General features: G+C 53.1%; 23 protein-coding genes and 1 pseudogene. 20 read left to right on the top strand and 4 right to left on the bottom strand.

Going from position 1 to position 21,669, the window contains the following annotated elements:
* Nucleotides 1-9: 9 nt before the first annotated feature.
* From ACL02P_RS08770 to ACL02P_RS08735, 8 genes and pseudogenes are all read left to right on the top strand, one after another.
* Nucleotides 10-909, top strand: coding sequence for a carbohydrate ABC transporter permease (locus ACL02P_RS08770; protein ID WP_085278312.1), 900 nt, complete (start codon nt 10-12; stop codon nt 907-909).
* A 26-nt stretch (nt 910-935) separates the two neighbouring features.
* Entirely contained in the window at nt 936-2,576 is a 1,641-nt protein-coding gene (locus ACL02P_RS08765) for an ABC transporter substrate-binding protein (RefSeq protein WP_412837131.1), read from the top strand.
* 25 nt (nt 2,577-2,601) lie between these two features.
* Entirely contained in the window at nt 2,602-3,657 is a 1,056-nt protein-coding gene (locus tag ACL02P_RS08760) for a glycoside hydrolase family 88/105 protein (RefSeq protein ID WP_412837130.1), read from the top strand.
* 78 nt (nt 3,658-3,735) lie between these two features.
* A complete protein-coding gene (locus ACL02P_RS08755; protein WP_260071295.1) occupies nt 3,736-4,086 on the top strand; it encodes a hypothetical protein in 351 nt (116 codons plus the stop codon).
* A 158-nt stretch (nt 4,087-4,244) separates the two neighbouring features.
* Nucleotides 4,245-4,460, top strand: a pseudogene (locus tag ACL02P_RS08750) (SDR family oxidoreductase); the annotation flags it as partial.
* 94 nt (nt 4,461-4,554) lie between these two features.
* A complete protein-coding gene (locus tag ACL02P_RS08745) occupies nt 4,555-4,731 on the top strand; it encodes a hypothetical protein (RefSeq protein WP_323076348.1) in 177 nt (58 codons plus the stop codon).
* Between the two features lie 172 nt (nt 4,732-4,903).
* Nucleotides 4,904-5,389, top strand: a complete 486-nt coding sequence (locus tag ACL02P_RS08740; RefSeq protein WP_260071293.1) for a nitroreductase family protein — start codon at nt 4,904-4,906, stop codon at nt 5,387-5,389.
* Between the two features lie 234 nt (nt 5,390-5,623).
* Nucleotides 5,624-6,169 (top strand): GNAT family N-acetyltransferase, encoded by a 546-nt coding sequence (locus ACL02P_RS08735; RefSeq protein ID WP_009222878.1) that lies wholly within the window; start codon nt 5,624-5,626, stop codon nt 6,167-6,169.
* Nucleotides 6,170-6,253: 84 nt separating this feature from the next.
* On the opposite strand, the gene murI is transcribed toward ACL02P_RS08735, so the two are convergent.
* Entirely contained in the window at nt 6,254-7,036 is a 783-nt protein-coding gene (gene murI / locus ACL02P_RS08730) for a glutamate racemase (RefSeq protein WP_412837129.1), read from the bottom strand.
* The gene (locus ACL02P_RS08725) at nt 7,017-7,751 is read right to left on the bottom strand and encodes an HD domain-containing protein (RefSeq protein WP_009222880.1); all 735 of its coding nucleotides are present in this window, start codon (nt 7,749-7,751) and stop codon (nt 7,017-7,019) included. Before ACL02P_RS08725 ends, murI begins: the two co-directional genes overlap by 20 nt.
* A gap of 183 nt (nt 7,752-7,934) precedes the next feature.
* Between ACL02P_RS08725 and ACL02P_RS08720 the strand changes: the two genes are divergently transcribed.
* Nucleotides 7,935-8,753, top strand: coding sequence for a VOC family protein (locus ACL02P_RS08720; protein WP_412837128.1), 819 nt, complete (start codon nt 7,935-7,937; stop codon nt 8,751-8,753).
* Nucleotides 8,754-8,761: 8 nt separating this feature from the next.
* Nucleotides 8,762-9,394, top strand: a complete 633-nt coding sequence (locus ACL02P_RS08715) for a hypothetical protein (protein WP_036643708.1) — start codon at nt 8,762-8,764, stop codon at nt 9,392-9,394.
* A 10-nt stretch (nt 9,395-9,404) separates the two neighbouring features.
* On the opposite strand, the gene ACL02P_RS08710 is transcribed toward ACL02P_RS08715, so the two are convergent.
* A complete protein-coding gene (locus tag ACL02P_RS08710; RefSeq protein ID WP_412837127.1) occupies nt 9,405-10,115 on the bottom strand; it encodes a M50 family metallopeptidase in 711 nt (236 codons plus the stop codon).
* Nucleotides 10,116-10,240: 125 nt separating this feature from the next.
* On the opposite strand from ACL02P_RS08710, the gene ACL02P_RS08705 reads away from it, so the two are divergent.
* From ACL02P_RS08705 to ACL02P_RS08685, 5 genes are all read left to right on the top strand, one after another.
* A complete protein-coding gene (locus tag ACL02P_RS08705) occupies nt 10,241-12,010 on the top strand; it encodes a TerB N-terminal domain-containing protein (RefSeq protein WP_412837126.1) in 1,770 nt (589 codons plus the stop codon).
* 60 nt (nt 12,011-12,070) lie between these two features.
* Nucleotides 12,071-13,417 carry an ATP-binding protein gene (locus tag ACL02P_RS08700; RefSeq protein ID WP_412837125.1) on the top strand — a complete coding sequence of 449 codons (1,347 nt, stop codon included), beginning with the start codon at nt 12,071-12,073 and terminating at the stop codon, nt 13,415-13,417.
* Entirely contained in the window at nt 13,414-15,654 is a 2,241-nt protein-coding gene (locus ACL02P_RS08695) for a DEAD/DEAH box helicase (protein ID WP_412837124.1), read from the top strand. Before ACL02P_RS08700 ends, ACL02P_RS08695 begins: the two co-directional genes overlap by 4 nt.
* A 48-nt stretch (nt 15,655-15,702) precedes the next feature.
* Complete coding sequence (locus ACL02P_RS08690) at nt 15,703-16,347, top strand: pentapeptide repeat-containing protein (protein ID WP_009222887.1); 645 nt, start codon at nt 15,703-15,705, stop codon at nt 16,345-16,347.
* Between the two features lie 80 nt (nt 16,348-16,427).
* Nucleotides 16,428-16,877 (top strand): PH domain-containing protein, encoded by a 450-nt coding sequence (locus ACL02P_RS08685; protein WP_009222888.1) that lies wholly within the window; start codon nt 16,428-16,430, stop codon nt 16,875-16,877.
* A gap of 81 nt (nt 16,878-16,958) precedes the next feature.
* On the opposite strand, the gene ACL02P_RS08680 is transcribed toward ACL02P_RS08685, so the two are convergent.
* Nucleotides 16,959-18,206 (bottom strand): RICIN domain-containing protein, encoded by a 1,248-nt coding sequence (locus tag ACL02P_RS08680; RefSeq protein ID WP_036643901.1) that lies wholly within the window; start codon nt 18,204-18,206, stop codon nt 16,959-16,961.
* Between the two features lie 214 nt (nt 18,207-18,420).
* Between ACL02P_RS08680 and ACL02P_RS08675 the strand changes: the two genes are divergently transcribed.
* The 5 genes from ACL02P_RS08675 to ACL02P_RS08655 all read left to right on the top strand — a co-directional run bounded on the left by ACL02P_RS08675 (nt 18,421) and on the right by ACL02P_RS08655 (nt 21,571).
* Nucleotides 18,421-18,927 (top strand): N-acetyltransferase family protein, encoded by a 507-nt coding sequence (locus ACL02P_RS08675; RefSeq protein WP_412837123.1) that lies wholly within the window; start codon nt 18,421-18,423, stop codon nt 18,925-18,927.
* Nucleotides 18,928-19,004: 77 nt separating this feature from the next.
* Nucleotides 19,005-19,541 (top strand): RDD family protein, encoded by a 537-nt coding sequence (locus ACL02P_RS08670; RefSeq protein ID WP_323076384.1) that lies wholly within the window; start codon nt 19,005-19,007, stop codon nt 19,539-19,541.
* Nucleotides 19,528-20,097, top strand: coding sequence for a GNAT family N-acetyltransferase (locus ACL02P_RS08665; protein WP_412837122.1), 570 nt, complete (start codon nt 19,528-19,530; stop codon nt 20,095-20,097). Before ACL02P_RS08670 ends, ACL02P_RS08665 begins: the two co-directional genes overlap by 14 nt.
* Nucleotides 20,098-20,255: 158 nt before the next feature.
* Nucleotides 20,256-20,900 carry an alpha/beta hydrolase gene (locus tag ACL02P_RS08660; RefSeq protein WP_009222893.1) on the top strand — a complete coding sequence of 215 codons (645 nt, stop codon included), beginning with the start codon at nt 20,256-20,258 and terminating at the stop codon, nt 20,898-20,900.
* Between the two features lie 38 nt (nt 20,901-20,938).
* Nucleotides 20,939-21,571, top strand: coding sequence for an NUDIX hydrolase (locus tag ACL02P_RS08655; RefSeq protein ID WP_009222894.1), 633 nt, complete (start codon nt 20,939-20,941; stop codon nt 21,569-21,571).
* The last annotated feature ends 98 nt before the right edge of the window (nt 21,572-21,669 follow it).

Genomic DNA, 21,669 nt, shown 5'->3' with positions numbered 1-21,669 from the left:
AGGCGAACCATGAAAGCATCCGCAAACACGCTGCCGCTGCGCCGCAGCAAACGCTATGATATCTGGGATGTCCTCATCCATCTCGCTATTGTTCTCGCCTCGCTCGTATGCCTGCTGCCGTTTCTCCACGTCGTCGCCAAATCGTTAAGCGATGATGCGTATGTCATTGCGAACAAGGTGTTCTTATGGCCCGAAGGGTTTACCTTGGAGGCGTACCGTAAAATTTTTGCCGACGCCAGCATCCTGCGCTCCTTGTACGTGTCGGTGGTGGTGACGGTGCTGTTTACCCTGCTTGGCATGATCATTACGGTTTGTGCAGCTTATCCCTTATCCCGTAAGCAACTGAAGGGCCGCACGACGTTGACCTTCCTCTTTATGTTCACCTTGTACTTCAGCGGCGGGATCATTCCCGAATACATGCTGATTAGCAATCTCGGCATGCTGGATACGTGGTCAGCGCTCATTCTGCCGCAGGCGTTCAGCGCCTTTAACCTGCTGATCATGAAGACGGCGATCTCCAGCAGCATTCCGGTCAGTCTGGAGGAATCGGCGCGGATCGACGGTGCGGGGCATTTCCGCATCCTGTGGAGCATCGTGCTCCCGCTCTCCAAGCCGATCCTGGCTACGTTGTCGCTGTTTTACGCGGTTGGTCGCTGGAACGCTTATCAAGACGCTCTTTTTTACATTAAACAACGGGTGGATTTACGGCCATTGCAGCTCAAATTGTATTACCTGGTCATTCAGGCGAGCGAAAGCTTCCAACTGGAAGCCACACAAGTATCGTTAAGCAATCCCGAGGTACTCAAAGCCTCGTGTGTTGTATTCGCTACCCTGCCGATCTTGTTCGTGTATCCATTCATCCAGAAGTATTTCGTCCAGGGGGTCATGCTCGGGGCGGTTAAGGAGTAGCCATCTATTCATTAGGGGGAATCGATATGGGTAAAAGGTTCACTTGGATCTTAAGTTTGGTGATGATCGTTGGTTTATTGTCCGGCTGTATGGGAGGCAGCAGCAAGAGCGCCAATTCGGACAACAACACCACGGAGCCGTCTCCTTCCTCCAACACGAACACCGATGGCAAGTATCCCGATTATTCGACGGGTTTTCCGGAGAGGGTCACGCTTGAGCTTCCGGTTTATGAAAGGGCTTTCGAAGGCTGGAACGTAACTGACAACTATTACACGCGTTGGATTCAACAACAATTCGGCGACAAGTACAACGTTGACGTGAAATTTATTCCGATCACTCGCAGTAACGAAGTGACGGATTACGAGCAGCTGCTGGCTTCGCATAAAGCGCCGGATATTATTTTCCATTATGATATGCCTCAGGCTTTGGCCTACTACGGCGAAGGCGTCATGCAGGAGCTGGATTGGAACGAAATCGCACATTATGCACCGACGTATTGGAAAACGATGGGGGATACGATTCAGCAGTACGGGGTCGTTGATAAGAAGAACGTGTTCTTCTTTGGTGAACGCCCCAGCTTGGACAGCTTCACGACGCTGATCCGCAAGGACTGGGTTGAGAAGGTGGGCATGAAGGTCGAAGATCTGACTTCCCTTGAAAAATATAATGAACTGCTGGGCAAATGGCGAGATGCGGGCCTTGGCGTCGGCGGTGAAACGTTGAAAAAGAACAACTACACGTTCAACTACGCGTTCCGCGATTGGCCGATTGACGAGAAGTACCGCGCCCTTTACTCCGACTTGGGCGTTGCGGATCTGACCACTGCGGATACGGAGCGATACCTGCGCAACCTGAACTACCAGTACAATAACGGCTTAATTGATAAAGAATTTTATCTGCGCGATGATGAGAACAAAGCCAAAGCTGAATTTGTGGCAGGAAAAACCGGTACCTTCAGCTTCTATCTTTCCAGCAACACCGACGTGATCACTTCAACCTTGAAAAATAATCCGGATGCCGAGTTCGCGGTACTGGACCCGCAAGCCGGGGTGCCGGAGGGACGCAAGCCGCAGGGACGCGCATACTGGCCGTTTGGGATGATCATGGGCATTAATTATGAATCTTCGGATATGGAACGCGCAGCGGTATGGATGTATCTGGAATGGATGAGCCAGCCGGAGAACCTGTTCTTCCTGCAAAACGGCGTGGAGGGTCAAAACTACACGCTGGATGCCGATGGCATCGCGGTGAAAAATCCGGATTTTAAAGGAGATTCTGTCCTCTCGCAAAATAACAACAAAGACTATTGGTGCCTTGTGGTTGAAACGGTGAAATACGACGATCCGGTAAAAATGCGCGAAGCATATCTCCGCAGCATGTCGCCTCCAGGGCATGAAGATTTGGCGAAGGATTCGTTAGCTTATTACGACAAATATGCGGAGTACCGTACACCGGACGCTTTGTTTAGCGTGGTGCTTGAGAAAGTAAATGAATATAAAGCGGATCTGAATTCGTTGTTCCAGGAGCTGTATGTCAAGATCGCGATCGCGCCGGAGAGTGAGTTCAATGCCACCTATGAGGCGGCGAAGAAAACGTACCTTGATGCCGGATACCAGGAGATTTTGGACGAGAAGCAAGCGGCGATTGATGCCGGGAATTACAAGTAAGAGTTAGCCGTTCACACGAAGGGAGATGGAAAGATTGAAACTGAAGGCAGCCCCTTCCGAGTTGAAGCAAATTGCCGGGAGCATCGTAGAGTACACCTTCGGGATGGACCTGACCTGGGATTGGCCGTGCGGCGTGGCTTATTACGGGATCAGCCGGGCCTTTGAAGCGACAGGGGAGAAGGCCTATGTGGAGCGAATGGCCCAGTGGTGCGACGAGTACATCGACGCCGGACTTCCGGTGTGGACTGTAAATTCCTGCGCGATGGGGCATATGCTGCTGACGTTATATGAACAAACGAAGGAGCAGAAATATCTCGATCTGATCCTGAGCAAAATCGACTATCTGCAGAACCAAGCTCCCCGTTTCGGGGACCGGGTGCTTCAGCATACGGTATCTGCGGGCAATGATTTTCCGGAGCAATGCTGGGCAGATACGTTGTTTATGGCGGCGTATTTTATGCTGCGTACCGGTATCCTGCTGGGCGAGAAGCCGCTTATCGATGATGCGCTGCATCAGTTCTTCTGGCATATCAATTACTTGCAGGACGAGGACACCGGGCTCTGGTATCATGGGTACAATCACATCGGCAAAGATCATATGTCCGGGATCTACTGGGGGCGCGCCAACGCTTGGGCTGCGTACACGATGTCCCGTGCGGCCAAGATTTTTCCGGAAGCTTATTTGTATCCGCCAATGATGCATATATGGAGCTCTTTGCGCGATCAGCTTGCTGCGTTGAAAAAATTACAGCACGAGGACGGTTTATGGGGCACGGTGCTGGATTACCCGGACGCTTACGGTGAAGTGTCCGCTACGGCGGGCATCGCGGCGGCGATGGTCATCCAGGGCAATCCGCTGCATGCCAAATATGTGCAGAAAGCGTTGGAGGGCGTGCTCAAGAACGTCACCGATCGTGGGCGGGTGCTCAACGTTTCCGGCGGGACCGCAGTGATGAAGGACATCGAAGGATATCTGGGCATCGATAAGAAATGGGCCCAGGGCTGGGGGCAAGGGCTGACGCTGGCCTTGCTGGCGGCTGTTCTCGAAGACGACGGCTTGGATGAGCTTGGTAGAAGTTGATTTTTTGCTAGTCTTAGTATACATTTGTATACATAACAAAAATAACGTATACGAATGTATACAATAAGGAGGAGCCACATGCGAGACGGTAGACACGGACCCGGAGGGCGTTATGAACGCGTTCATCATGAGCATCGGGATGGGCGAGGACACGGTAGAGAGGAGAAGCGAAGATTTCATGAGGAAGCCGAGCCGCAGCTGCGCAGCGCCCAAACCTTTAGGCGCGGCAAGGCGATCGCCTTTCTGGAACGGATGCAAATTAAACGCGAAACCTTGCAGAGGCAGCTAAGTCAGGCGGAATTTGAGGCGATTAAGCCGGTGATTAGCGGAGAGCTGAAAGCGGTTGACGAGTTGATTCAGGAGTTTATCCATCTGTTTGGCCTGCATGAAATGAAGGATGGAACGGATGGCTCCGACGAACAAGCGTAGCTGAAAGGATCGGGTAGCGAGATGTGGAAGGGGCGTACCAGCTTCGTTATTGCCCATCGGTTAAGCACCATTCAGGATGCGGATCTGATCGTTATCATTAACGGCGGGAACGTGGAAAAGTTGCGGTCGTCACAGGTGCAGCATCCGGAATGGGCAAAGCGATCGCGCCAGGCGCGGTACAAACGAACATTGGTTCAACCCTTACGGCGATCAATCCGTTTGGCATGGAGCGGGCGCAAGTCGGAATCGGTGTAAATCCCGGCGCGGGCCAACCTGAGGAAATTGCCAAGGTAGCCTTGTTCCTCGCTTCCGATGATTCGAGCTTCGTTAACGGTACGACGCTTACGGCGGATGCCGGATGGACGGCGTATTAAGCCATTCGCTTACATAGGAATAAAAAAGGGCTTTAGGCCGCAACCTATCGCACATAAGCAGGCCTAACATGAAAGGCAGAAGGAGTGTGCATAGGTGATGGCGAATCCATCCAAAGATACGTCCAAAGCAGCCCGGGAGCAAACCCCGGAAAAGAAGCGGGCAACCCCCGTAAAACGTGCCGAGGATACGGAATTTGCCGATGAATTGACCCAAAGCGATATTCAATCGGCTTTTAAAAATCCGGTCACCGGTGAGGAACGTTTGTACTAGGCGACAATAGATTCTCGACTCAAGGCAGCCCTGTTTTGTTCGGGGCTGTCTTTTGTTTTGAGGGTGTAGATCTGGGCGAGCTTGACTTTTGCTCAGGATATGTATAAAAACAAGAGGGAGAGTTTAAGGTCATTTATTCCATTTGTTCGTTACTTAAGGAGGTACATACCCAATGTCTACGATCGATTTGATCAAAAGCCGGAGAAATATAAAAGCGTTCAAACCCGACCCGATTGATGAGGAAGCACTCATGGGCTGGCTGGAAGCTGCAAGCTACGCGCCAAACCATCGCTTTAACGAGCCGTGGGAGCTATTGCGCGTTGGACCGGAGACGCGAGCGAAGCTGAAGCATAAGAGTGATTTCTGGGGAGCTCCCGTTGTGATCGCGTTGTTGTCCAAGCCGGGAGCCACTCCGCTCGCGCGGGATGAGAATGTGATGGCTGCCGCTTGTTTTGCACAAAACTTTTTGCTGGCTGCTCATGAAGCAGGTGTCGGTACGTTCTGGTCATCCGTCGGAAGTTCGGCGCAAAACCGGGAAGTGCTTGGTGTACCCGAAGGCTACGAGGTCATTGGCGTATTTGGGATCGGGTATCCGGCCGAAATTCCGGAGGCCAAGCCAAGAACACCCATCGCGGAAAAAATCAAGACGCTGCCGTAACCCTTTATAGATGCGTAAATGCCCAAATCCGCCTTTGCTCCAATTGGAGAGGGGCGGCTTTGGGCATTTTTTCATATTGATAAACGCAAAAAATTGATAAACGCAAAAAAGCGTGCTATATTGGTATAGCATGCGCGCAAATTTAATGTATAAATTTAAATTCTCCCTAATTTTATTCTACAGAAAAAAGAGCGCCGCGTCAACCCCCATTTTTACAAAAAGTGAGGATTATCTATGAAAAATGAAATCACCACGAAACGCATGACGCTTAAAATCATCGATGACACCTATACGGATCAGGTCTTGGCGTTTGTCGTTCGGAATAAAGACTTCCTTAAGGCGTGGGAACCGCTAAGGACGGAAGATTTCTACACTTACTCCGTTCAACAGGAAATCCTGCGGGACGAAGCCGAGAAGATGGAGCAAGGTTTGCTCCGGAAATTCTGGCTATTCCAAGATGGCCGGATTATAGGTTCGGTGGCGCTCAGCAATATTGTCAGAGGGGCGTTCCAGTCCTGCCACATGGGGTATCGAATCGATGAGCAGGAGCAAGGAAAGGGACTGATGACGGAAGCCGTCGAGGCGGTGGTTGGCCATGCGTTCCGCGAGTTGCACTTGCATCGGATTGAGGCAAACATCATGCCAAGAAATCACGCATCGCTTCGCGTGGTGCAGAAGTTAGGTTTTCAAAATGAAGGAATCTCGAAAAAGTACCTGCAAATTAACGGGAAGTGGGAAGATCATATTCATATGGTTCTGCTCAATGAGGAGATGGAGTAATTAAACCCCATGCCCGCGCAGCTAAAAAAGCCCTGTCCTAAGCGATTTCACCGCCGGGACAAGGCTTTTATACGTTACCGCGCATTATTGAGCAGAATATTGCGTCTGCAGGTAATCCAGCGCCCGGGCCATTTTGTCCAGATAAGCCGGGTTTTCGTCGGAGCATTTGAACTCGATATGCCCTTTAAAAGCTTGACCGGGATTGGCCGAGCTGCCAATCAGCGAACACAGCCGCTCTACCGTGCCATGGCTGCCGTCGATCAGCTCAATATGGGGCGGCAGGATTTGCTGCAGGATGCTTTTGTAATAAGGAAAATGCGTGCATCCCAGCACAATCGTGCTGTATTGCGACAAATCGATCCCCGCGAGCTTGCGGCTGAAATAACGCTCGATTTCGTCCCGATCGAACTGCAGTTGTTCGCAATATTGCACCAACTCAGGCAGCGGCATCGAATCCACCACCTTGTGGTCGTCCACCCGGGCCACCAGGTCAGTGTATTTCGAAAGGCTTAACGTCAACGAGGTCGCAAAAACCAAGACCCGTTTGCCGGCGGCTTGGCTTCGTTTCACGGCCGGCTTCACGGCCGGCTCCATGCCGACAATCGGGATGTCGTACGTACGGCGAAGTTCCTCGATGGCGGCGCTCGTTGCGGTATTGCAGGCCACGACCAAGGCTTTAATGTCGCCCTGCATGATACGACTTACCGATTCCTCGACGTACCGTTTCACTTCGGGCAGCGTTTTGGTCCCGTAAGGCACGTGGAGCGTATCGGCAAAATAAAGAAAATCCTCGTTCGGCAGCTTCCTCATCGCCTCCGTTAACACGGTCAAGCCGCCGATCCCTGAGTCAAAAAATGCGATTCTCACTCATATCACCTGAATTTGTTGTGGTTTGTTCATCCTGATGTTCGTCAGCGGCATCCCATTCCCGGTAAAACTGCTCCAAGAAACGCAGCATAAATTCATGCCGTGATTCGGCCAGCTTCCGGGCATGCCGGGTATTCATCAAATCTTTTAACTTTAATAGCTTTTCGTAGAAATGATAAATCGTCGTTTTCTCATGGCTGCGGTAATCCAAATCGGAGAAATCCTGCCCCGGTTCATGCATGGATCTGCCTCTGGAGCCCCCATAAGCAAATGTTCTGGCAATGCCGATCGCTCCCATGGCATCCAGCCGGTCGGCATCCTGAACGATTTGTCCGTTGAGCGTCGCCATAGGGGGATTTTTGCCGCCATTATATGACATGGTCGAAATAATCTCCATGACTTCGCTGATGACGGATGGATCCTCGATATGTGCTTCCAACCAGTTGCGAACCCGAAGTAATCCCGCTTCCTTGGACGGATTCAGCTTCTCGTCGGCGACGTCGTGCAGCAGGGCCGCCAGCTCGCATACGAACAAATCCGCCTGCTCCTTGCGGGCGATGGCCAAGGCCATGTTCCGCACCCGATGAATATGCCACCAGTCGTGGCCGCTCCCGTCCCCGCTGTGCACGTTTTGCACAAAGTGCTCGGCTTGTTCGATGATGTGCTGCCGATCCATCTGCACCGTTCCTTTCCAATCCCTAGTTCCTAGAAACATCGAATACCATCTTACCGCAAAATCGCCATTCTTTAAACTTGTTTGTGAGTCCCAGTCGCATTATATGAACGAAAGATTCAGAAGGAAGCGGCGCAAAGTGCAAATATTTACCTTTATCCTGCGGACAGGTTCAGCGATAATAGGATTGGAAAGTTCTGTATGAATGGATGAAGGAGGCTCCCTATGGCAGCGGGCAAGGAGATTCCCGAGCTTTATTTTGACGGGCAAACGATCGATGTGTTGTGGGATAATCAGGATCAAGTGGTGAAGTGGTTCGAGAAGTACTTTGGCTGGAAGGTGCTTCGGCAAGAGAACTGGAAGGTGGATCCCCGCTGTTCCCAAGGTAAAATGACTCAGTTACCCTTTGGAACCTGGCTGGTGACTTATCTTACGGATACCCGGCTCCCCCATCACTATGCTGAACGAGGGACCGTGGATGCCGACCTTCGGGTTTGCTTTCGAACCCGGGAATTGGATCGTCTGCGGCGAGCTTTTGTCACCGATGGCGTGCGAGTATCTGCCGTATATGCTGGGCCCCAATCCCGGTATTTCGATGTATGGGCTACCGCCGAAGGCATCCGGTTAACGCTGCAGGAGGATTTGACGTTGCCATCTTCCGACTTAGCGCCCTCTTGGATCAGGGTAGGCGTCAGCCGGTTAAACGAGGCGATTCAATGGTACGGACAACATCTGGGCATGAAATGTACCCAGCATCATCCGACCGACGGCTACGCAGTGATGGAGCTGCAGCTGAATCATTCCGAAGCGAAGTCGCTTTGGGTGCTTGAACAAAAAAGTGATGAGGCGTACGTCGGCAAAGTGGACGGGCAGGTTCAGCCGGTGTGCTGGATTCAGGAGCGTCAAGACTTTTTCAAGTATCATCAATATTTAAAACAACGCGGAATCGAAACCTCCGGGATCGGCGGCTATCTGACCCAGGGATTAGTAAGTTTTCATTTCTATGATCCGGACGGAAATCGATTTAATATCAGTAGTTTGTGAGGTGTAGAATGAGAAAATATTTTTATCCCATCCTGGCTTGTGTTCTAGTTGCTTCCTTGGTCCTCTCGGGTTGCGAAGGGAGTCGTTCGGAGACGGTTGACCTAGAGAACCATTTACCAAAGAAGGTAATCGAGGGCATCAAGATTGAACCCCTGCCGATGGACGACGAAGAGTATGCCATTCTGAAAGCGACAGGATCGGATAGTTCATTGATATTTGACGTGAACTTAGGTGAGGTTCAAGCCAATCGGGTTCATTTTTGGGTTGATCAGTATGTGAATGGGGAGAAAGTGGGATCCTTGCTCGGGCTGGAAACTTCTCTGGAACAGGTCAAAGACACCTTTCGCTTGTATTTAACGACCCTTGGCATGAGGAACGGGGACGAGGTCTGGACGATTGCTTTCCGGCAAAAAGGAAACGTGGTCAGCTCCAAAGCGGAAATGCCCAAGAGCGATTATGATAGTGCCATGACCCATCCCATGACGTCCATTACCGCGAACCCAAATGAAACGGCCGTATTGGGCGTAATTGTGAGAAATAAAGGGAAGGGCTATATGGAGTCCAGCGATGATGTCGATGCATTGATCCGTGACAATCAGGAAGTTCATGTCTTGAGATGTACGATCATTAAGGATCGATGAGGGGAGCCCTCTACGGGCTCACCGAGCTCGAACGGCTCATTCTGCGCTTCTCCCGGTTCCGTCTGCGGTCATTCCAATACAGTTGCAGCGCGGACAAGGCGCATAGCAGTGAAATGGCTAGAAAGATTAGCGACCATACCAGAGGGGAAACTCCTGTAAGCTGGGCCAGATTGGTCGCATCTCCCGCCTGGCTGGGCGATACAATGGAATTTAGCAGCAGCGTGACCGGCCCCAGCACCGACTCTTCCAAGCATAGGAACGACAGCAGCAGGTAATAGAAGTTGCGAATGCGTCCTCCCCACAGGAAAAATGCAGCGTTCACCAGCACAAACAAAATCAACCATCCCCGGCCGTAGCCCGAGCGTACAAACAGCAGCAGCGAGATCAACGCCAGCATACTGATCAAGACGAGGCCGGCGGCTTGTTGTTGTCGGGAATAGCCGAAGAACATGGCGACCGCAAACAGGGAAGCCGAGGTATATCCAGCCAAGGATACGGCGAATTGGCTCCATCCCGATGCCAGTACCGAATAGGTGACGCCGCTGTGATCCGGGTGCAGTTCGATGCGAAGCACCTGTCCGGACGCAAGTAAGGTAACCACGGCATGGCCCAACTCATGCACCATCGTGTCCAGCATGCGGAACCAATCGGAGAACGGGATCAATCGGGTTAAAACGGCCGCTCCGATCAGAAAAAAACAAGCTTTCAGCCATTGATTCATCAAACCTTCGCCCTCCCCGGCAACTTGCAGTTGCTTTTCATTATAAGGGAGGGCAAAATAGTATTCAAAAGGCGAACAAATTTTCGGTCGGGTGGTATAATGGACGTGACGGAGGTTTAGGAACGATGAACGACGGAACGGATGAAAAACACAGCTTTTTCAGCCGACATCTACATAATAATCGGGAACGACAGACGAACCCGGAACACCAGCTAACCTTCGCCGAATTGGAAGTAGTGGACGGAAACAAGCCGGAGGAAGGCAGGAAGGAGCCGGTGAGCCGGGTGGTTGCGCCGGATCTTTGGGAGCGTACTACGGATTGGCAACAGGATTTTCGTTATATTTCCCGGGAGCAACGGTTTGTCCAGAAGGCGAAGGAATTGGAGACAGCCTTTGAGGGGGCAGCGGAGTTTGTTCCTTTTCAGACGTATTGGCCGACCTATGATGAGATGCAGCCAAGGCAGCTGAAATGGTATTTGTTCTGGCGCGGGGAAGTCCGTTCCGGACGTTATCCGGATACTGATCTGTCTTACGTATTCGTTTATTTGTACGAGCTGATCCATGGGATCGGCTGGTCGGAGCCGGCCGAAGGATATGCCTTAATGGAACAGGTTTGGCAGGGATACCGGCAGCGTTATCCTAAGCTGGATCTCTACGTACGGGAGTGGTTATTCGATTTGGCCTTGGTGTTCCAACTGGAGGAACGTCTCACTGAACCGATGGCCAAGCTGCCACGCAATCTGTCCATGGAGCTGAAGGAGCTGGAATGGCGCAGAAGATTCACCGCCGAACCGCTGGACCTGAGCTGGGAGCTGCTGCTCAAGCTGGTGGATTATGATGTGGAAAAGAGCCGCTTTTACCAGGAGCAAGGGCGCAAGGACATGCAAAACTACGTGCCGAGGGTCATTTCGTTGGTCGACGGCTATCTTTCCAGAAGCAAGGGCATTCGGATTCTGGAGCTGTATAAGCCGAAGGAGACTCAAATCGCCCGTTACCTGTTCCGCAGCGCGGTGTATGATCATGAATTGTATGGGCGCACGAAGCCAGTCACCGTCTTGCCTTATAGCGGGCATCCGCCGCTGCGAGCCTTTCTGACCCAGCTCGTACGCCTGACCGAGAACCAATTACGGGAGTTAACCGGGTTTAAGGGAAAGCTGCGGGGGATCGACGTGGGGCCGGAGATCGAGCAACTGGTCCGCCGTTATTTGAGCAAGGAATTTGAACGACGGAAGGCAGAAGAAGCGAAAGCCCGGGCACCCAAAGTGAAAATTAACACCGCCAAATTGCGCAAGCTGCAGCAGGAGTCCGACGAGGTGCGAGACATGCTGCTTAGCGAGGAGCAGACGCTGGCCTTTGCGCCGGAAGCACCGGGACTGCCGCTGGAGCAGGCTGCAATTTCGTTAGGACGATCGCCTGTCGAAGTGGAACCGTTGCAGCCCGCCTTTGATTTTGAACGGGGATATGAACAGGTGCTGGAAGAGGCAGAGGCGGCGCGATCCGATAGAGCAGATTCGTTTGGGGAGCGTAGGGAAGAGACGGCCATTGATTCGCAGTCCCCGCACCCGGTTGAAGAAGTTCCTCAGCCATTGGCCGAGGAACGAAGCGATGCTGAGCAGTTCCAAAGCGGGGCGATCACGAACCTGCCGGAGGAATGGCAGGAACTGTTCGCTGGCTTGACGGCTCCGCAGGCGCAGATGTTGGCCGCTCTACTCCAGGGCCAAAGTGCTGCGGAACGCCAAGCGATTGCCGAGCAGGCTGGCTCCATGCCTGAGCTGCTGATCGATGAGATCAATGAGCTGGCGATGGAGCAGATCGGGGATCTCTTAATCGACGGAGACGAAGTTGTAGATGACTACCGCGCAGAGCTTGACGAGTGGCTTGCAAGTCAACGCTAAGCGATAAGAGAGATACATTGTAGGATATAGGATAAGTTTGGAACGATGAGGTGAACGAGAATGAAACAGGTGCAAATCCCCAAGCGGCTGACCACCGCGCTCGTCAATTCCTTGACGGCCGGGGTCGTGCCGCGGGTCGGGCTGGAGCATATCGCGGTCGGGCGTAAACCGGAGGTGGCGTCGATCCTGCAGGACATGGACAATATTGCGGAGGGCGGGGCGGCTTTCCGTTTGATCACAGGGCGTTACGGAAGCGGGAAGAGCTTCCTGCTCCAGATGATTCGCAATTATGCGATGGACCGCGATTTCGTGGTGGCTGACGCCGATCTTTCGCCGGAGCGCCGGCTGGTCGGCACAAAAGGGCAGGGGCTGGCAACCTATCGGGAGCTGATGATGCATTTATCCACCCGAACGCGGCCTGACGGCGGCGCGCTGGAGACGATGCTGCAGAAGTGGATCGCCGCTCTCCAGCAGGAGCAAATGCAGGCCACCGGCCTGCGTCCCGGTGATCCGCAGCTGCATGATGCGGTGGAGCTGCGAATTTATGCGGTGACCAACGAGATGCAAAGCCTCGTGCACGGATTTGACTTCGCCAAGGTGCTGGCAGCCTACTGGTCGGGCTACAAGCTTGGCGACGATGACCGGAAAGCCGCGGCTTTACGCTGGCTGCGCGGCGAGGTGCCAACCAAAACGGAGGCGCGCCAGGAGCTGGGTGTCGGCGTGATCATCGACGACGACAACTGGTACGACTACATGAAGCTGTGGGCGGAATTTGCAGTGCGCATCGGGTATCGCGGGCTGCTGCTGTTCATCGATGAGGGCGTCAATCTGTACAAAATCACAAACAGCATCTCCCGCCAAAGCAATTACGAGAAGATCCTGACGATGTTCAACGACACGATGCAGGGGAAAGCCCAGTACCTCGGCATCTTCTTGGGCGGCACGCCGCAATTCGTGGAAGACGAGCGGCGCGGGCTGTTCAGCTACGATGCCCTGCGCTCGCGGCTGATCGATGGGCGCTACAGCAGTGGGACGCGCCGTTCGCATACGTCGCCGATCCTGAAGCTGGACATGCTGTCGCATGAGGAAATTTTGCTCTTGCTGCAGAAGCTGCGCGAGATTCACGCGATCCATTTCGGTTATACGATGCGCCTGACCGATGAGCAGTTGATCGCCTTTATGCAGGCGGCGGTGAACCGCTTGGGTGCCGAGGAGTTGCTCACGACCCGGGAGGTCGTGCGCGATTTTATGGATGTGCTGCACCTGATGCACCAGCAGCCGGAGCTGTCGTTCGAGGAACTGATGGGCGAACGGGAGCAGGAATATGCGGCGTCTGCGAACCAAGGGGACAAGAACAAGGGCGGCACCGACGAGCTGGACGACTTTTTGGCGGAGTTTGAGTTATGAGCGGGACGAGCCCTTTTTCCCGGTTGGCGCCGTTTATTCAAGAATACATTTACCGCAAAAGATGGGACTCGCTGCGTGACGCCCAGATCGAAGCCTGCCGCGTGTTGTTTGACACGCCGCACCATCTTCTCATCGCATCAGGCACCGCGTCGGGGAAGACGGAAGCGGCCTTTTTCCCTGCGCTTACGGAGCTCTATCATCGGCCTTCGGAGTCGGTTGGCATTCTTTACATCGGACCGTTAAAGGCGTTGATTAACGATCAGTTCGAGCGGATCAAGGAGCTGCTGCGAGACGGGGAAGTGCCGGTCTGGCATTGGCACGGCGACGTCGCCCAAGCGGAGAAAACCAAGCTGATGCAATGCCCCAGCGGTGTCCTGCAAATTACCCCCGAATCGCTGGAAGGGCTGCTCATGAACCGCCCGAATGCGATCCCGGCGTTGTTCCATGATCTGCGATATATCATGATCGATGAGGTGCACGCGTTTATGGGGGCCGATCGCGGGATTCAGGTTATCAGCCAGCTGACCCGATTAGAGCGTATGGCTTCCTGCAAGCCGAGACGAATCGGCTTATCAGCTACGCTTGGTGATTACGAGATCGCTGCCCGATGGCTTGGGGCGGGGACGCCGCAGCCGGTGGAGGTGGTCTCCCCGCCGGGCGGACGCAAGCTAAAGCTGTCGGTGGAGCATTTCTCCTTCCCGGATGCCCGCGACGAACGGGAAGCAGAGCATTTGGAGCTGGCCAAGCAGAAGTATTATAACTTCATTTACGACAACACCCATCGCAAAAAAGCACTCGTCTTCACCAACAGCCGCACGGACGCCGAGTTGACCACGCTCGAGCTCCGCCGGATTGCGGCAAAGCGGGAGGAGCGTGATGTGTTCCATGTCCATCACGGCAGCATTTCTGCGATGCTGCGTGAAGAGACCGAGGCCGCGTTGCGCTCCGGCCCCGGCCCGGCGGTAGCCGCAGCGACGGTGACGCTGGAGCTCGGCATCGATCTGGGCGAGCTGGAGCGGGTCATCCAGCTCGGTGCACCGTACAGCTGCTCCAGCTTCGTGCAGCGGCTGGGCCGCTCTGGCCGGCGCGGCGATCAGGCGTCGGAGATGATGTTCCTCTGCGCAGAGGAAGAGGATGAGGACGCCCAATTGCCGGCACGCATGCCGTGGACGCTGCTGCGGGCGATCGCCGTCATCGAGCTGTATGTGCGCGAGCGCTGGGTGGAGCCGGTCGAGCTGCGCAAGAAGCCGGTTGGCGTGCTGTACCATCAGACGATGAGCACGCTTAAGAGCATCGGCGAAGCGGAACCGGCGGATTTGGCCCGGGCTGTACTGACGTTGCCGGCGTTTCGCGGCGTTGAGCCCGAGGAGTACAAGGCGTTGTTACAGTACCTGCTGCAAACCGACCATATCCAGCAGACCGAGGAAGGCACGCTGATCATCGGACTCGGCGGAGAGAAGGTCGTAAATAACTTCCGCTTCTACGCTGTCTTTAAAGATGACGAGGAGCATGTCGTCTACAACGGCTCTGAGGAAATTGGCAGCATCACCACTGTGCCGCCGCCTGGCTATTGCTTCTCTTTGGCCGGGAAGCTGTGGAAGGTCGAGGAAGTGGACAGCAAGCATAAAGCGGTGTACGTCAAATCCTCGCGCGGCAAGGTGGATACGCTATGGCTTGGCGCCGGGGGAGATGTCCATACCCGGGTCATGCAGAAGATGCGCCAGGTATTGGAGGAGCAAACTTTGTACCCGTATCTTGCTCCGGGCGCGGCCAATCGCTTGGAACGGGCGCGCCGGTTAGCCCGGGAGAGCGGGCTGCTTAACAGTCCTGTGATTCCGGCAGGCGGCGATTCGCTGTTTATTTTGCCGTGGGCGGGAAGCAAGCAATTTCGCACCCTGGAACGATTGCTGAAGCACAACTTGTCGGATCCAATGGGCCTGCGCCAGGTCGTGCCGATGGAACCCTATTATATGGTCGTGTCGGGGAGAGCAGGCGCCAAGGAGCTGCTTGCTGCCATTGAGGCAGAACTCGCCTCGATTCCTCACCCGGAGGCGCTGCTAGCTGCGTCGGAAGCCCCTTATCTGGGCAAATACGACGAGTTTGTGCCGCATGAGCTGGTACGGCGCGCTTTTGCCGTGGACGGGCTGGATGTAAAGGGATTAGCCGAAGCTTTGGAAGCGGCGCAGAAGCCAAGTGATTTACACTCCGCGAAAGCATCCAAGAACTCCGAAGCTTGATCGATGAAGTGAATGAGTTGGCGAAGACGTCATCCGGGAGGAAACTTGATGAGCAAAAAAACGAAAATGAGTCCCCCACAGCTTACGGCTGAATTAATGGAAGCCGATTGGGAGGATGTGCTGGACGATGAGGACCATGAGTTGGTTGGAGCTACGGTGGCGGGCGCATCCTATGAGTACGGGAGTATCGAAAAATGTATTTTATCCAAAGTGATGCTTCGGGGCTGTTCCTTTGTGGGTACCACTTTTGAGCGGATGGACATGACCGACGTCGTGCTGGAAAATTGCGATTTATCCAACGCGGTGCTGGAGAATGCCATTATCCACCGGGTGCATTTTAAAGACTGCAAGTTGACGGGGCTGAATCTGTCCAAAGTGAATGCCGGCTCCGTGATGTTTGAGTGTTGCATCATGAATTTAAGCGACTTCGTGGAAGCCTCCTTGAAGCAGGTGAGATTTCATGACTGTTCTCTGCAGAACGCGAATTTTTACAGCGCCAAATTTAAAGAGGTTGAGCTGCTGAACTCGGATCTGAATGAGGCGGATTTTAACGATACCTCACTGAAGGGAATGGATATCAGCACCTGCACGTTTGAACGCGTAGATATCCCGGCCTATGCCTTGGCAGGCTGCACGGTTTCCCCGGAGCAAGCGATCGGCTTTGCCAAACTGCTTGGCCTGATCGTAAAATAATACAAAAACGCACGTAACACCCGGATACATCCGGCGATATCTCGACGTTACTCGTAAACGTGAATTGCAGGAGGGTTGCTATGCGATTCAAAACGAAACGGGATCCGTTGTTTGTATGCCTTTGGCTATTCTTTCTCTTGGTTGCTAATCTAGTGCTGCTTTGGCCGCTGCTTCTTGATCCGCAAGCGTTAACGCGAACGGAGCTTGTAGGGATCATCGTGCCCGATGCGCTCGTCACCCTATTGCTGGCTTGGTTAGCGCTTGATATCTCTTATGTGATCAGGGAGGATCTGCTGTTTGTCAAAGGCGGGATGTTTCATTCAAAAATTCGTTATGAGGATATCACTCGAATAACGCGGCAACCGAATATCTGGTTGGGATATCGGCTCTTATTCTCGCGGGATGCGATCGAAATCCATTACCGGAACGGTGTCCTGGGCAGCGTCGTCATTTCGCCGGTGGATCAGGAGCGGTTTATTCAAGAGCTGATTCGCCGGAACCCCTCCATCCAAATCGCCGATCAATCCTGAGCAGGGGGAAAAGGGCTATCCTGCCAGCTTACCTAGAACCAAAGGGGCGGAAATTGATATCCGCCCCTTTGAAGCTCAAGCTTAATTTACCTTCGTAAACATCCACTTCTGCGCATCCGTGCCGTTATCGGTCCACTGTTGGACCGCCGCCCCGTCCGCTGTTGAAGCGCCAGACACATCCATGACCAATCCGCTGGCTTTGGAGATCAGCTTGAAATATCCGCCGCCTGCATCTACGATTCGCCATCGCTGTGCATCGGTGCCGTTATCCGTCCATTGTTGCAGCTGCACGCCTGCGGCTGTGCTTGCACTAGGGACGTCCAGCACCTTGCCGCTATGGATGGCGGTCAGCTTATAATAGCCATCGCCCGTGGATTCCAGCCGGAAGCGTTGGTTGCTGGCGGAATAGTTGGTCCACTGTTGAATTTTAGCCCCGTCCGCAGTGGAGACATCCACGACATCCAGTACCTTGCCGCTGACTTTGGAGGCGATGGTGTATACGGCACCGTTCTCAAGGACGGGCGAGGAACCCCCTTGATCCTGATAGACGCGAACATAATCCACAAGCATTTGTGCAGGAAAAGGTGTCGACCCGTTCGGGCTGCCCGGCCAGTTGCCGCCGACGGCGAGATTCAGCAGAATGAAGAACGGCTTCTGGAATTCTTCTGTATTCCCGGTTCCGTTGGCGATATAGATCTCATTGTACTGAACGCCGTCAACGAACCAGCGGATATAGCTCGGGTCCCACTCAATGGAGTACGTATGGAATTGAGAGAAATCCAAATTGCCCGAGGCCCGGCCATAAGAGGCATATCCATTGGCGTCCCAATGGACGGTACCATGGACAACCGATTCATTGTTGACATGTTCCATAATGTCGATTTCACCACAGTAAGGCCAACCGACATCTCTGAAGTTTTCGCCCAGCATCCAGAACGCCGGCCAAATGCCTTGTCCGGTTGGAAGCTTAATGCGGGCTTCGATTTTGCCGTATTGGAAGCTCTTTAAGCCTTGGGTTTTGATTCGTGCAGAGGTGTAGTTTCTTCCTTCATAATTTTCCCGTTGGGCAGTGATGACCAGATTGCCTCCCGTCACCTGTACGTTTTGCGGCCTGTCGGTATAATATTGAAGTTCGTTGTTCCCCCATCCGTTCTGGCCGGTGCCAATTTCGGGCGTCCAAACGCCGCGATTCAACGAGGAACCGTTAAATTCATCGCTCCATACCAACTGCCAGTTGGGAGCCGCGCTTGTCGTGTTGGGGACGGGGACAAAGACGACCAGGAGGGTGAGCACCAGAAAGAGAAGAATCGGTTTACCGCGTTTTAGCATCATGAAAAATCGCTCCTTTCAAAAATGAATGGATTGGGCTAACTTACCACAGGCGAAATTCATACTAAACCGGTTTCGATTTTGATATGATAGCGCTATCATTACATAGATTACCATTTAGAGGTTTGTTTTACAACAACTTTTTTTACAGGTTTTTCAAATTGATGGGGTTCTGGTATTCTGGTATCTATCCAAGACGGAACGGGGGAAAGCTATGAATCTGCGAATATTAGAGGAGAGCGACGCGTCGATCTACCAAAGCCTTCGCTTGCAAGGATTGCAGGTAAATCCGGAAGCCTTCGGCTCTACCTTCGAGCGGGAGGCGGACTTTACAATGGACATGGTGACGGAGCGCATCAAACCAACCGAAGACCGCTTTGTGCTAGGCGCGTTCGACGAGCACGGGACCTTAGCCGGCATCGTTACGTTTATTCGAGAAAGTTCCCCAAAAACCCGGCATAAAGGAAACGTGTTTGGTTTATTAGTAACCCCCGGGATGCGTGGGAAGGGGATAGGTCAGGCGCTGATGGAAGAACTCCTTGCGAGAGACAAGCGGATGGAAGGGCTGGAACAGCTGAATTTAACGGTGGTCTCTACAAATGATTCGGCACGAAGGCTTTACGAATCTCTCGGGTTTCAGAGGTATGGAACCGAGCGAAGAGCCTTGAAATGGGATGGAGCCTATTTTGATGAGGATTATATGGCGTTAAGGCTGGAGTGAGCATGAACACCGCCATCGAGGTCAGATGGAGTCGCGAAAAGCGTATCTTGTATAAAAAAAGAATCGGCAGGTGAGACATGATACTCGCCCTGAAGAGGTTATTTGCCTATTGGATCGATTTCACAATGCTGGCAGTCATTTTGGTGTCTTTGCAATGGCTGATAAATGCCGCCGCTTCCGGCTTTCCCTTCGACGATTTCGACAAGGGGATTGAAATTGAGCTTTGGGTGCTGGCCACGATGTCGTTGCCCGTATGGAGTTATTTTACTGTGATGGAGCTGCGCGATGGACAGACGTTTGGGAAAAAGTGGCTTAATCTACGCGTTACGAACCGCCGGGGGGAGCCGATCCGGTTATGGCAAGCTTTGGCTAGAACGGCGGTGCGCCTGCTTCCCTGGGAGATGACCCACGCCATCATTTTGGTGCCCGAACCTTGGTGGAGCGTGGAAACGCCGGCTCATCCAGGCTGGATTTACTTGCCGAACGGTTTAATGATCGTTTATCTTGTGATATTATTTTCCACTAAGGGAAGCCGGACCTGCCACGATCTGGTTGCTGGCACGAAGGTGAATCCAAGCGCACGAGAGAGGGAGATAACCGATGAAGTATTTTAAGAAGCTGGTGGGGTTCAGACTGTACCTGTCCCCGGTGAATCCGGAGGATGCGGAGACTTACGCTCGGTGGATCAACGATCTAACCGTTTCCATCCGGCTCGGTACTTCCCGTGAAGTGATCGGGTTGCAACGGGAGAAGAGCTTTTTGGAAGACATGGCCAAGGAAGGCCAAAATTACGCGATCGTTCAGCTGGATGGAGACCAATTGCTAGGCAACTGTTCGTTATTTGCCATCGATCATGTCCGCAGAGTGGCTGAGGCTGGGATCTTCTTGGGAGATGAGGGACAGCGGGGGCAAGGGTACGGTACCGAAGCGCTTCAGCTCCTATGCGAATACGGATTCAAGATCCTGAACCTCAACAACATCATGCTGCGCGTCTTTGAGTTCAATCAACCGGCCATCCGATGCTATGAAAAAGCGGGCTTCCGCGTGTTTGGCCGCAGATCGCAAAGCTACTACGTGAACAATACCTACTTCGATGAAATCTACATGGAACTGCTGCGGGACGATTGCCAGACGAATTTTCTGGATGCTAAGCTGCCCCGCCGTGAATAGAACGTGATATGCTGCATGACCCGGCCAAACGTATACGAGAGCCGGGTTGTATTATATGCGGAAGGGAGACGGCAGACGAGGTGGCTCAAATCATTCAGGAGCGCTTTCAGCTATAGGTACTCTGGAGTTACTCTAATATTGAGAGGAGAGGGACAAGGATGAAAGCATCCACTCTGAAGTTTCCTTCCCATTGGAAGACCGAGATGAGCGTAAGATATATCCAAGTCACGGATTCCAATCGAAAGCTGGTGGTTTTGTTTCCCGGCAAAAATTACTCTTGCGATAAACCCACGCTGCATTATGCCGCGCTTGCAGCCCGGGAGTGCGGATATGATATTCTGGCGCTGGAGTACGGTTATCAGGCCGCCCGTAAGGAGCTCGAGTATCGGGAGATCCCGCAGGTTATTGAGGATTGCGAACACGCGATACGGCAGGTCATCGGCAGCTATGAAGAAATTGTGTTTATCAGCAAAAGCTTGGGGACGGTGGTGGCTGGCGAAGTTCATCGCAGATTGGGGGTCAGAGCAGAGGAAATCCGGCATATTTATCTGACGCCAATTTCTGATACCCTCCCGTACATCCATGAAACTCAAGCGGTTGTCGTATACGGTACGAAGGATGATGTGTTTCCACCCGGATTGGCAAGCCGTCTGAAGGCATCCGAACGGCTGAAGATTGTGCCGATCCCCGGCGCTAACCATGTCTTGGAAACGGAACGGGTGGAGGAAAGCTTGGAAATTTTACGAAAGCTCACCGTTTTATATAAGGAAGTACTGCTTGGTGGAGCGGAGGATCAGGACTAAAGAAGAACGGCTGACAACGAACCCACTTGGAGGACAGCATGAGCGAAACTGAAATGTTTGACATCTACACGAAGGATATGAAGAAGCTGGGTACAGCCTCTAGAGAAGAGGTCCATGCAAAAGGGTGGTGGCACCAAACCTTTCATTGCTGGATCATTAAACGGGATGCCCAGGGTGAGATTTATCTGTTATTTCAACGGCGTCATCCCAACAAAGACGTATTCCCGTTGCTATTGGATACTTCCTGCGCAGGTCATCTCCAAGCCGGAGAAGACGCAAAGGACGGTATCCGTGAATTGGAGGAGGAGCTTGGGTTAGCGGTGCCGGTCGAGGATCTGACTTATCTCGGCAGGGTAGCTCAAGAGCATTTTCCTTCACCCGATTTGATCGACCGTGAGGTCAACCATGTCTTTATCTACGAAAATGAAAAGCCCTTGCTCGATTACCGCATCCAGACCGAGGAACTGACCGGGTTGTATTGGGTGGGCATGCTGGCTTTTCAGGAGCTGCGCCGCGGGGAACGCGACGAGCTGACGTCAACGGGAGTTTACGTGGATGAAGCCAACGGGGTTCTGAAGGAAAAACAGGCCACGTGGCGGCTCACGGATTTTACGCCCAATTCGGACGAGTATTATCAAATGTTATTTGACCGGATTACCGCCTTATTCTGAACGTGGCGGGTTTTCTGCTGGGCGTCAGCATATATAAATGGTATAGAAGTGTGCGGCATGAGCTACAAGCAAGGAGGTGACTTCCGCTGAGCAAGGAA

It is taken from the genome of Paenibacillus sp. MB22_1 (assembly GCF_047200555.1).
In the GTDB taxonomy this organism is placed as follows: Bacteria; Bacillota; Bacilli; order Paenibacillales; family Paenibacillaceae; genus Fontibacillus; species Fontibacillus phoenicis.
Note: the sequence above shows the minus strand (reverse complement) of the source record. Positions and strands in the feature narration are given on the sequence as shown.